This window comes from Microcystis sp. LSC13-02, from assembly GCA_002282935.1.
Lineage (GTDB): Bacteria > Cyanobacteriota > Cyanobacteriia > Cyanobacteriales > Microcystaceae > Microcystis.
Map to the genome: position 1 here is coordinate 1 of MTBT01000072.1, position 3,640 is coordinate 3,640.

2 protein-coding genes, 1 other RNA gene and 1 pseudogene are annotated in these 3,640 nt (G+C 42.2%); 1 reads left to right on the forward strand and 3 read right to left on the reverse strand.

Annotation, left to right across the window (positions count from 1 at the left end; genetic code table 11):
• Positions 1–91 precede the first annotated feature (91 nt).
• A pseudogene (locus BGL89_RS04375) lies at positions 92–565 on the reverse strand (RNA-guided endonuclease InsQ/TnpB family protein); the annotation flags it as partial.
• 169 nt (positions 566–734) lie between these two features.
• Between BGL89_RS04375 and rsmH the strand changes: the two are divergent.
• Positions 735–1,598, forward strand: coding sequence for a 16S rRNA (cytosine(1402)-N(4))-methyltransferase RsmH (gene rsmH, locus BGL89_RS04380; protein ID WP_286824623.1), 864 nt, complete (start codon positions 735–737; stop codon positions 1,596–1,598).
• A gap of 44 nt (positions 1,599–1,642) precedes the next feature.
• On the opposite strand, the gene BGL89_RS04385 is transcribed toward rsmH, so the two are convergent.
• Both BGL89_RS04385 and ssrA read right to left on the reverse strand, forming a co-directional pair.
• A complete protein-coding gene (locus tag BGL89_RS04385) occupies positions 1,643–2,809 on the reverse strand; it encodes a pyridoxal phosphate-dependent aminotransferase (protein WP_286824624.1) in 1,167 nt (388 codons plus the stop codon).
• A gap of 9 nt (positions 2,810–2,818) precedes the next feature.
• Positions 2,819–3,209, reverse strand: a transfer-messenger RNA (tmRNA) gene (gene ssrA, locus BGL89_RS04390).
• Between the last annotated feature and the right edge of the window lie 431 nt (positions 3,210–3,640).

Below are 3,640 nucleotides of genomic sequence, written 5' to 3' on the forward strand. Positions count from 1 at the left end.
TAGACATAAGTTTTCTTAATTAGTTTCTCTAAGTATTTTGTATCAGATGTTACTAAATACTCTGGTTATTCAAACTTTTCCATCTACTGAAAATAGAAGCGTAGTATTTACCGTCTGGGTTTTTTGAGATAGTAACGGTTTTAATTGTTCCTTCAAATTTCCTGTGACGAACACAATAAACTAATCCAATTTTAGGAAGCTTTAGATAATCCCCCTCAAATTTGACATTAGCTGGATAGCTAATTGATTGCTTACCATGTTTAGATTTGAATCTTGGTAATCTAGCTCGTTTTTCAAAGAAATTTTGATAAGCTTGCGATAAGTTCAAAGCGACAACCTGTAAACACTGAGAATAAGCATCTGTCAACCACTCATATTCTTTTTTGAGACTGGGCAATAGTCCCTGAATATAGTTTCGTGTCAGTCCTTTTCCTGTGGTTTTATAGGTTTCTTTGCATAAATTCAGGGAATAATTCCAAAACCAACGACAACAACCAAAGCTTTTTGCTAAGGCTATTTCTTGCTCGGTATTAGGCTTAAGCCTGAATTTGTACGCTTTGTACATAAGAGTTATCAAGAAACTAAAACTATGATAACATAGTTTTTGAGGAATTGTCTATATACAAATTCAGCATTCATCCCTGTTGGTGAGCTTGTCAAACCATCGCGCTAAGCGCGAGGGACTTCTGCTGACACTAAGTTAAATCACCATTTTTAGGAAGTTATCAGCACAGATGAATCAAGATTTCTCCCATATTTCCGTTTTGAGTCAAGAATTAATCGCCGGCTTAAATATTCAACCCGGGGGGCATTATCTTGATCTTACCCTAGGCGGTGGTGGACACAGCCGCTTGATTTTAGAAGCCTATCCCGAAACAATAGTAACCGCCGTCGATCGCGATCAAAGCGCCCTAGAAGCCGCTAAAATTAGTCTCGCCCCCTATCTAGATAGCCGTTTAACCCTCTGGTGGGGCAACTTCGCCGATTATAATGGACAAAATAGCAGTTTTGATGGCATTATCGCCGATTTAGGAGTCAGTTCTCCCCAATTCGATCAGAGCGAGCGCGGCTTTAGTTTTCGCCACACGGCAGCCTTAGATATGCGGATGGATCGCTGTCAATCCCTGACGGCAGCTGATATTATTAACCATTGGCAGGAAAAAGAATTAGCGGATCTTTTTTATCAATACGGAGAAGAACGTTTATCTCGTCCGATTGCTCGCTCGATCGTCCAAAAACGTCCCTTTACTACCACCACGGAATTAGCGGCTGTCATCGCTAGTTCTGTCCCCGCTAGTTACCGTTATGGACGTATTCATCCGGCAACGCGGGTTTTTCAATCCCTACGCATCGCTGTTAATCAAGAATTAGATTCTCTCCAACAATTGTTAAATCAAGCCCCCCACTGGCTAAAATCCGGGGGAATTATCGCTATGATCAGTTTTCATAGTCTAGAAGACCGTCTGATCAAGTATGGCTTTCGCGAAGATAATTCGTTGAAAATTATCACGAAAAAGCCGATTATCCCCAGCCGAGAAGAACAAGCTAAAAATCCCCGTTCTCGTTCGGCTAAACTCAGAATAGCCCAAAGGTTGTAGTAAAGTAAAAACCAAGAAAGAAAGCCAGTATTTATTCTTGAAAATTATTGACTAAAATAACGCAATCCCTTTACCAATCTTTCTACTGCCGCTAAAGCCGTTTCTGGAGATAAAGCACCGTAGGCAAGACGCAAATAACAGCCTTCTGTTATACCAAAAGTTGAACCGGGTAACACCGCCACCCGCTGCTGCTCAATTAAGCTTTTAACTAACTGAAAATCATTCTTGTCTGTGGGAATTTTCAGGAAGAAATAAAAAGCACCTTCCGCAGTGGCAACATCACAGATATTGCCGATTGATTCTAGAGCATTCAGGCAAATTTCTCTAACTTGACTGATGGTTTTTAACTGTTCTAAAGGATAGCTTTTACCCACCTGCAACGCCCCTAGTGCTGCGTATTGCGAAACCACCGGCGGACAGATTAAAATAGTATCCTGAATCTTATTAATCGCCTCAGATAAATCTTCTGGTACTACCATATAACCAATGCGCCAACTGGCAAAACCGTAGGCTTTTGAGAGACTAAACAGGGAAATAGTCCAGGATTCACTACCAACAATTGCCGCCGGGGAAAAGTGCTGGGCATGGTTATAGGTAAAATACTCGTAAGCCTCATCGTGAATGTGATAGATGCCCTTTTTTTGACAAATTCGATTGACTTCTCTTAGGGTATTTTCTGGATAAACTACTCCCGTGGGATTATTAGGAGAAATCGTCACCACTGCCTTAGTTTTTTCCGTGATTGCCTCTTCAATGGCGGCTGGACGCAATTGATAATTTTTGTCTGTGGCGACCAAAATCACTTGACAATTAGCCATTTTTATGGCCATTTCATGATTGAAATAAAAGGGAGTGTTGAGAATAATTTCATCCCCCGGAGAAGTAATGGCTAAAATGGCATTCATAAAAGCCATATTACTGCCCGCCGTCACAAAAATTGCCTGTTTATCGCTGATTTCTACCCGATTATCTTCGGCTAGTTTTTGCCGAATTACTGCTAATAAGGGGGGAATTCCCGCCACAGATTGATATTGATGATTTTTGGGATTAGCTAAGAATAAAGATAGAGATTCGATCGCCTCCCGGGGTGGATCATAGGAAACAACCCCTTGACCTAGGGAAATAGTGCCAGGGTTCGCTTTAATTAACTGACCGACCACGGGAATAATCGGTGTTTGTACCCCGTCCATGCGGGAGAGAAGGTTTCTCATTCAAGTAATCAATGGAGCCGAGCAGAGTCGAACTGCTGTCCAAATTAGGTATTGACTGTCCGTTCATTCACAGGTTTAGTCTCGATTACCCTCGAAACGGGGACTGTCACTTATCCCGGACAGTGGGATGCTCTAGTTAAAGCTTAGACGGTTAACTAACTAGAGAAAGTTAAACGTGGCATCCGTTGGGGGTTTATCCATAGTCCTTAACGGAGTCAAACTATGAATGCTCGAGTCGATTAGAGACTATTAGGCAGCTACAGGAGCGGCTTTACGAGCGAAAGGAACGATGTTGTTCGCATTTACTTTTTGTTTGAGCCTTTGATTTACGAGAGGAGACTCACTCTCGACCTGTATCACGGGGGAGCTTTCGCTAACCTGTCGAAACCGTTACGGCCCCTTGTGCTTACATTCTGATTATAGCACATTTTTTGATTAAGCTAATTTCGGCTCAATTGAGGATTTTTCCCTTCCCAGGCGTTAGAGCCGGGCTAGATCGGTAAAAAAGGTTTTTATCGCTGATTTTTGGGAAAGTTATCCTATATTTGCGATCCAGCTGCCATGGTTGATGCCGAAGTTGCCTCAACTCTGAACATTTTCTGAAGATGCCCTGGCGTGGACGAGAGTGTAATTAATCCGTAAAGCTTCTACACGGGCGAAATGTTGAATATTACCCGTAACCAGTTCTAGATTAGATTGAATCGCCGTGGATGCGATCTGTAAATCGGCATGGGCGAGAATATTTGGTTCTTCGTTACTTGGTATGGTTCGATCAGGGGGCAGAAATCGGCTAAATCCTTATCTGGCAAGGGACTTAATTGATTAGCTCGT

Bases quoted from the DNA above. Each gene is read 5' to 3' on its own strand.
- rsmH (WP_286824623.1), top strand. From the start codon at position 735: ATGAATCAAGATTTCTCCCATATTTCCGTTTTGAGTCAAGAATTAATC.
- BGL89_RS04385 (WP_286824624.1), bottom strand. From the start codon at position 2,809: ATGAGAAACCTTCTCTCCCGCATGGACGGGGTACAAACACCGATTATT.